This is a genomic window from Neisseria sp. P0001.S005 (genome assembly GCF_051963715.1).
This window is the reverse complement of record NZ_JBQCTZ010000158.1, coordinates 1-8,084: the sequence shown is the minus strand read 5'-3', so window position 1 is coordinate 8,084 and position 8,084 is coordinate 1. Positions and strand designations below refer to the sequence as shown.

At 49.6% G+C, this 8,084-nt stretch carries 7 protein-coding genes and 1 pseudogene; 5 read left to right on the top strand and 3 right to left on the bottom strand.

What is annotated here, in order from left to right:
• Positions 1–177 (top strand): MscL family protein (locus ACTHSP_RS15245; protein WP_440346243.1); only part of this gene is annotated, 177 nt, incomplete at its 5' end.
• A gap of 119 nt (positions 178–296) precedes the next feature.
• Here the strand turns inward: ACTHSP_RS15245 and ACTHSP_RS15240 are convergent.
• Together ACTHSP_RS15240 and ACTHSP_RS15235 are read right to left on the bottom strand one after the other, a co-directional pair.
• Positions 297–1,016 carry a hypothetical protein gene (locus ACTHSP_RS15240; protein ID WP_314512747.1) on the bottom strand — a complete coding sequence of 240 codons (720 nt, stop codon included), beginning with the start codon at positions 1,014–1,016 and terminating at the stop codon, positions 297–299.
• 233 nt (positions 1,017–1,249) lie between these two features.
• Complete coding sequence (locus ACTHSP_RS15235) at positions 1,250–4,135, bottom strand: Rne/Rng family ribonuclease (protein WP_314512749.1); 2,886 nt, start codon at positions 4,133–4,135, stop codon at positions 1,250–1,252.
• A 515-nt stretch (positions 4,136–4,650) separates the two neighbouring features.
• Between ACTHSP_RS15235 and ACTHSP_RS15230 the strand changes: the two genes are divergently transcribed.
• The 3 genes from ACTHSP_RS15230 to ACTHSP_RS15220 all read left to right on the top strand — a co-directional run bounded on the left by ACTHSP_RS15230 (position 4,651) and on the right by ACTHSP_RS15220 (position 6,907).
• Complete coding sequence (locus ACTHSP_RS15230) at positions 4,651–5,637, top strand: RluA family pseudouridine synthase (RefSeq protein WP_070823151.1); 987 nt, start codon at positions 4,651–4,653, stop codon at positions 5,635–5,637.
• 40 nt (positions 5,638–5,677) lie between these two features.
• A complete protein-coding gene (locus ACTHSP_RS15225) occupies positions 5,678–6,169 on the top strand; it encodes an SHOCT domain-containing protein (protein WP_314512755.1) in 492 nt (163 codons plus the stop codon).
• Between the two features lie 87 nt (positions 6,170–6,256).
• Positions 6,257–6,907: an HAD-IA family hydrolase gene (locus ACTHSP_RS15220; RefSeq protein ID WP_314512756.1), complete on the top strand. Its 651-nt coding sequence runs from the start codon at positions 6,257–6,259 to the stop codon at positions 6,905–6,907.
• A gap of 65 nt (positions 6,908–6,972) precedes the next feature.
• Here ACTHSP_RS15220 and ACTHSP_RS15215 read toward each other — a convergent pair.
• Positions 6,973–7,779: pseudogene (locus ACTHSP_RS15215) on the bottom strand (DNA ligase).
• Positions 7,780–7,890: 111 nt separating this feature from the next.
• Between ACTHSP_RS15215 and ACTHSP_RS15210 the strand changes: the two are divergent.
• The coding region (locus ACTHSP_RS15210) for an MBL fold metallo-hydrolase (RefSeq protein ID WP_440346376.1) at positions 7,891–8,084 on the top strand (194 nt) is incomplete at its 3' end.

Here is an 8,084-nt window from a genome sequence, read left to right as displayed (position 1 = left end):
GGTCTGTTCATCAACACCGTGATCAGCTTCCTGATCATCGCCGCTGCCATCTTCTGCGTGGTTAAAGCCATCAACTCTGTGAAAAAAGCCGAAGCTCCTGCTGAAGAAGCACCGGCAGAGCCTAGCGAGGAAGTTCTGTTGTTGCGCGAAATCCGTGACTCTCTGAACAAAAAATAATCACGATACCCAAACATACACACAAACCAAGGCCGTCTGAAACCATTTCAGACGGCCTTTTCTAACTCCATCGCTCTGACATAGTTGGCTGTTTAAGAAAAACTACAAGCAGCTATCCTTCATTTATTTATAGAAACCTTGCTTACGACCTCATTATTTTTACCCAATAGATAAAGGAAATTATCATTTACCTCTAATTTACCAAGATAAACGCCATAATCCATTTCATGAGCAGGACAGGTTTTAATCAAATGACGAATACTCTTGTCTTTATTTTCAATATTCCAAAACAAGTCAACTTTATCGATCTGATGTTCCACTTGAATGGAAAAAGTGGTGGATTGAATCTTTTTCTTTTTCCATACCCAACTATTTTCATAATGGTTTCTTTCTATTTCATTCACTACATCCCCAAGTAAGCAGAATGGAATAGAAAGCTTATGAAACACACGGTTTGCCCCTTCAACTAAAGCAGCCAAGAGCATCTTTTTCTTATCAACAGGATCTAAAGCTTCATAGGTACAAAAATCAAATGGAACCTGAACAGTATAGACACCAAGTAAGTTTATGATACAAGGATTGCAGACCTTATCCATGCATTCTATGATGATTTTCCAACAATCCTTAGTTGGAACAGGCTTGAAGAGTCGCTCCAACATAGATGTCATACACTTCGATTCATATACAAACGCTTTTCTATGGCATTTCCAATTTTGATTGTAGTCCTCTATCCTGGCCTCCTCGTATCTTAATGAAGCTGAGTCCATCAACTCCTCGATCCTTTGGCGATTTTCCACATAAGGTCTATCTAATTCAAAATATCTTAACTTCATATTCATACTTCCATGATCTTATTTTTTATACAGGACCAACCCTATGTAAAGGCTAAGCCTTTCAAGGTAGCAATGATTCTGAGCTCTAAATATCGAGAACTCCAACTTCTTGATGCTTCATACTTCTCACCCTCCTCAAAAGAAATTTCCTTTTCTTAACTATTCCCTATAGTCGTAGCACTTCTCCTGTAAAAAAGCCCGATGCGTTCAACATCGGGCTTTTAACTGGAAAACCAATCTTAGTCTTTGCGTGTTTCCACCAAAATCATTTCGACTGCTACGTCTTCCACTTCTACTTTAGGCACATCCGAACGGCGTGTTTTGGCAACCGGTTCGGGTTGCGGCTGCGCGGCAAAAGCGGCAACGGCTTGCGGATCGGTCTCAACGAAAATCAAATCGCCCAAACCTTCCGGCAAAACAGCGGCAACAGACGCTTTTTCAGCTACGGCCTCAGTTTGCGTTGTCACAGTTTCAGTTGCCGCTTCAACCGGTTCTGCGACTTCTGCAACGGCTGTTTCATTCGGAGACAATACTGCGGAAATGGCTTCTTTGACGTTGCTGACCGCAGAAGCCAACAGGGCTTGCTCGGCATCGGCACTTTCAGTTTGCGCTACGGCAGGCTCGTCTTCGCTTTCAATGGCAAATACGAATGGCTCTGCGCTGGCAACTTCAGGCTCGGATACCACAATCACCAGCGGCTCTGCATGATCATCTTCCTGCGGCAAAGGCACATTTTCAGTTTCGGCGGTTTCGTTCAAACCCAAAACATGCGCCACGGCAAAGAGGACTTTGTCGGCGGTGTCGGTAATGTTCAGGTATTGCTCGATTTTTGCCGAAGACGGAATATTGCGTTTTTTGCTGTTTGAACGACGGTCGTTGCGGTTGTTGCGCTGACGGTTGTTACGGTCGCGTCCTTGACGGCCGTTGTTTTTCACACCCTCTTCGCTGCGGGCGTTGTCGTCCGCTTGCGCCTGTTCGCCATCGGCTTGAACGTTTGCGTCCTCAACATGGCTTTCCGCATATTGGTTACGGTTGCGCTCGTTACGGCCGTTGTTGCGGCGGCGTTTATTGCCGTTTTGTTCCGCTTGGTTTTCAGACGGCATCTCAGCCAGTGCGGCCACTTCTTGAACGTTTACGTCTTCAACCGTTTCCTCAACACGGTTACGCTCGTTGTTGCGCTCATCGCGGCGGTTGTTGCGGTTGCGGCTGCGGCGGCTTTCTTTACGCTCGTCGTTGCGGCTTTCGTTTGATTTGCTTTCTTCAAACTTACTGTCGGCGGCTTCGGCACCTACTTCGCGCACTTCGACTTTGCTGCCGTCGTTTTTGTTGTTGCGGCGTGGATTTTGACGGCGGCTGTTTGAACGGCGGTTGCTGTTTTGACTGCGGTTGGTTGTAGTGCGTTTTTCGGCAGGCTCTTGAGCAACTGCAGCAGGTGCAGGCTCGCCGCCGAAAATGCGTTTCAACCAAGCTTTGAAGCTGTCCCACCAAGAGGCTTTTTTCTCAGAGGCGACAGTCGGCGCAGGCTGGGTATGGCGCACGCCTTTGACGGCAGGCTCAGGACGGGCCGCTTTGGCTTTTTCGCTGCCGAAAGGTTTGGCGGATTCGTCTTCTTCCGGCTCGGCAACGCGTTTGTAGCTCGGTTCGCCGTCTTCTTCTACGTCATCGATGCGGATGCGGTTGATTTCGTAGTGCGGATTTTCCAAGTGGATATTCGGAATCAGGACGACGTTCACATCCAAACGCTCTTCCATCGCAAACAGCTCGGCGCGTTTTTCATTCAACAAGAAGGTGGCGACATCGACAGGCACTTGTGCGCGTACTTCGCCGGTGTTGTCTTTCATTGCTTCTTCTTGAATGATGCGCAAAACGTGCAGGGCGGTGGATTCGATGCCGCGGATGACGCCGGTGCCGGCACAGCGCGGACACGCAACATGGCTGCTTTCGCCCAGAGCCGGTTTCAAACGTTGGCGGCTCAATTCCAAAAGGCCGAAGCGGGACAGTTTGCCCATTTGCACGCGTGCGCGGTCTTTTTTGAGCGCGTCACGCAGGACGTTTTCAACATCGCGTTGGTGTTTCGGATTTTCCATGTCGATGAAGTCGATGACGACCAAACCGCCTAAGTCGCGCAGGCGCATTTGACGGGCAACCTCTTCGGCGGCTTCCATATTGGTTTTGAACGCGGTGTCTTCAATGTCAGAGCCGCGTGTAGCACGCGCAGAGTTGACGTCGATGGAAACCAGGGCTTCGGTGTGGTCGATCACAATCGCGCCACCTGACGGCAGGCTGACGCTGCGTGAGAACGCGCTTTCGATTTGGTGTTCGATTTGGAAACGGGAGAACAGCGGCGTGTGGTCTTGATAGAGTTTCAGACGGCCTACATTGCTCGGCATGACATAGCTCATAAACTCGGCAACTTGGTCGTAAACCTCTTGATTATCCACCAAAATCTCGCCGATGTCGGGACGGAAATAGTCGCGAATCGCACGAATCAGCAGTGAGCTTTCCATAAAGAGCAAGTAAGGGTCATGGTGTGCTTTTCCTGCTTCTTCAATGGCTTGCCAGAGTTGTTTGAGGTAGTTCAAGTCCCATTCCAACTCTTCCGCGCTGCGGCCGATGCCGGCGGTGCGGGCAATGATGCTCATGCCGTTTGGAATGTCGAGTTCGGCCATGGCGGCTTTGAGTTCTTGGCGTTCTTCGCCTTCGATACGGCGGGATACGCCGCCGCCGCGCGGATTGTTGGGCATCAATACCAGATAGCGGCCGGCCAGGCTGATGAAGGTGGTCAGTGCCGCGCCTTTGTTGCCGCGCTCGTCTTTTTCGACTTGGACGATAACTTCCATGCCTTCTTTGAGCACGTCCTGAATACGCGCCCTGCCGCCTTCGTAGTCGCGGAAATACGAACGCGACACTTCCTTAAACGGCAAAAAGCCGTGGCGGTCGGTTCCGTAATCGACGAAACACGCTTCCAGCGACGGCTCGATGCGGGTAATGATACCTTTGTAGATATTGCCTTTACGCTGTTCTTTGCCCAGCGTTTCGATGTCCAAGTCCAAAAGGTTTTGGCCATCGACAATGGCAACGCGCAGCTCTTCGGCCTGCGTTGCGTTGAATAACATTCTTTTCATAGTCACCTCGTGAACAGCGGCCGTTTGATTTGTGAATATCTTTTTCAGACGGCCTGTCTGTCCGGTTGGCACTCTGCAAAGGCAAGATGGGGGAACCCCTGTGTAACCAGTTTTTGATTTGAAATCCGCAAGGTTGCATGCTTGAACTCAAGCCATGTGCGGACGGATTCGGATAAAGAAGGAAATAAAGAACAATGCGGCGGAAAGGTTGATGGTTCCGCTGCCGTCCGAATGCTGATGTTTCGGACAAAATGAAGGCAGCCTACATCTTCTTATTATCGTAGCGCCGGTAATTTCGGACGGTGCTGCGCGGACTGCGTCTTACGCCCGGCCGGACGGCAGGTTCAATTCAAACTTAATTACGGGATTGCGTTTGCCGGCTTTGAACAAACACAAGGAAATGCTTTGCGGAGTGCGTTTTTAATATAAAATCTCGTTTTAACAATAAATCCGTTTCAGACGGCCTGCGACGGCAGGTTCGGGTCCGGAAACGGACGTTTGGGATTATAGAGAAAATGCACGCAATACGCAAAGATTCAGTCAGCCTGATTGCCGTTGCCGAACACGAGGAAGGCCAACGCCTTGATAACTATCTGATAAAAATCCTCAAAGGCGTCCCGAAAAGCCATATCCACCGCATCATCCGCGCCGGCGAAGTGCGGCTGAACAAAAAACGCTGCAAACCCGACAACCGCATTCAGGCAGGTGATACCGTCCGCATTCCGCCGATACGCACCGCCGAAAAACAAAGGCCGTCTGAAAGTCAGGCCGCGCCCGCGCGCGAGTTTGACATCGTTTACGAAGACGATGCGCTTTTGGTCATCAACAAACCGTCCGGCGTTGCCGTCCACGGCGGCAGCGGCGTGAGCTTCGGCGTCATCGAACAAATCCGCCGCGCCCGTCCCGAAGCGCGTTATCTCGAACTCGTCCACCGCCTCGACAAAGATACCAGCGGCCTTTTGATGATAGCCAAAAAACGCAGCGCCTTGGTAAAACTGCACGAAGCCATCCGCAACGACCATCCGAAAAAAATCTATCTCGCGCTGGGTGTCGGCAGGCTGCCGAACGACCGCTTCCACGTCAAGCTCCCCCTGTTCAAATACACCGGCGCACAAGGCGAAAAAATGGTGCGCGTCAGCGAAGACGGCCAATCCGCCCACACCATCTTCCGCGTGTTAAACCGTTTTTCAGACGGCCTTTTGCACCAAGTCGGCCTTTCCGACCTGACCTTTGTCGAAGCCACCCTGAAAACCGGCCGCACCCACCAAATCCGCGTCCACCTGCAATCGCAAGACTGCCCCATTGCCGGCGACGAACGCTACGGCGACTATCAAGCCAACAAACGCCTGCAGAAACTCGGTTTGAAAAGAATGTTCCTGCACGCTTCCGAGCTGCACCTCGCCCATCCGCTGACCGGCGAAAAACTGATCCTGAAAGCCCCCCTGCCGCAAGAATTGGCGCAATTTGTTTTAATGCTGGAAAATCAGGAAAAGGCCGTCTGAAATCAAAATAGATTTACTTAACCCAAAATAAGGAAACGTCATGTCTAAATTTTATCTTCTATTAGCATTAATTTTAGCTGGTTGTACAACTGCATCGGGAATCCAAATCGTTGGAAAGGGCAACTCGGGTTTTGATACAGCAATCATTTACAAAGGCAAAGAGACTATTCTAGATGTTAATGAAAATAATGAACAAGAATATCGCATATTCCACCAAGGAGCATCAGGATTTACTCCTTCAACTGCTGTGAGACACAGTGCTGAAAAAAGAGCACAGGCTTTCTGCAAACAAAAAAATAAAAGTATGAAAGCAATTAGAGAAAGAGCATCTACTCCTCCTCACATCTTAGGGAATTGGCCTAGGATTGAAATTATTTTTATCTGCACAGAGGCAAAACAAGTAGATATTGATAATTCAAGCAACAACAAAAAATATGATCAATTAGTAAATTTAAAGAAATTATTAGATCAAGGTATTCTTTCCGAACAAGAATTCAATCAAGAAAAAGTTAAAATATTAAGTAACCCATAGTTCTATTCGTGTATTTTGGTGAATTCAGCTACATCAAAATACATTTTTAAAATAATAAGTTATTCAAGGCCGTCTGAAAGGAAACCCATGAAACCCAAACTCATTATTTTCGACTGGGACGGCACGCTTGCCGACACCACCAACCCCATCATCCACACCTTTCAACAAAGCTTTGCCGATTGCGGCCTGCCCGTTCCCGAAGCCGACCAAATCCGTCCGCTCATCGGATACAGCCTCTCCGGCATCATTCGCCGCCTTGCCCACAACGTCAGCGAACACGTTCAGGAAACCCTGATTGAGACCTATGCCGCGCACTATCTCAATCCCAACAATCACAACATGACCCTATTCCCAGAAGCCCTGCCCTGCCTGCAACGCTTGAAACAACAAGGCTATTGGCTTGCCGTAGCGACCGGCAAAGGCCGAGGCGGCTTGGACAAAGCCATCGCACAAACCGACACCCAAGCCTTTTGGCTGGAAACCGCCTGCGCCAGTGAATATCTGTCCAAACCCGCGCCCGATATGGTACTCGCCCTCTGCGACCGACTGGGAGTTGAGCCGGAAGAGGCCGTCGTCGTCGGCGACACCACCCACGACCTAGAAATGGCCGCCAACGCCAAAATCCGCGCCATCGCAGTTACCACCGGCGCACATACCGCCCAACAGCTTTCCTCCATGCCCCATGTCGCCATGCTCAACAGCTTGGCCGAATTGCCCGATGTATTGGAAACCTTATAAAAGGATATGCAACATCTATATTAAAGGCCGTCTGAAACCTATTTTCAGACGGCCTTTAATTTGTTTTATCGATCCGAACGCACTCTGACAAATGTTGCAAATTTCGGCGTTCCCTTTTGCGTAAAACCACGATAACGATAAGTAATCAGCGCACCGATTTTCGGCGGATGGTCGCGGTCTTTATCCTTAAAACCGCTGCCGATACGAAACTCGCCATATTGGTTTTTGCATCCTACCGCACCCAAACGCCCGACATTGCGCCCTTTGCCCTCATAATGACGCGTCACTGTACATTCATCATCATATTCACTTTTCAGCTTCAACAGCTGACCATTTCTATCGCTTGCATAACGGGCTTCAGGTTGACGCAGCATCACCCCTTCCCCACCCTGCGCTTCAACTTGTTTCAAAAAATCCAAAGCATGCTGTTTGTCGCGCACCTTGACTTGCGGAATAACTGTAAACCGTGCCGACGGGTGTGATTTCAGCCATTTCGAAGCCGTTTCCAGCCGCTGATACAGATTGCCCTGCGCCTGCGGCACATCAAAAACATGCAAACGAATGCCGTCCCAATTTCCCGAGGCAGAACGCACCGTCGCGGAAATTTGCTCAAACCGCCCTCGTCCGCTGTACAACTCGCCATCCATCGGAAACGGCGGAAAACCTGCTGTAAAACCTTTGGGCGGTGTAAACGCATAGCCCTAACGACTGACCAGCTGCTTGCCGTCCCAATACGCGCGTACGCCATCCAACTTTTCGCTCATGGCCCAACCGGCAATATCTTGATTTTTATATTCCTGCGCCAACAACAAATCCGCACCAAACGCCGCAGAGATGAAAGAAGCCGCAAAAATCGGTATCATGGTTCGCATTACATTATTCATAAGACACTTTTCCAGACTTGCTTTTTATTATATGTGCATAATAACAAAAGACCGTCTGAAACGTAAACAACATTAAATAAGCCTTTCCCAGGAACACCCATGGCACTCCAATTTGAAATCAATGCCGTTACCCCCTTCCGTCAAAACTGCACGCTGATTTGGGATGACGAAACCAAAGAAGCCGTTTTGACCGATGTCGGCGGCGACGTACCCTACTTATTGCAACAAGTCCAAAACAAAGGCCTCAAGCTGACCGCCATTTGGCTGACCCACGGCCATCTTGACCACGCAGG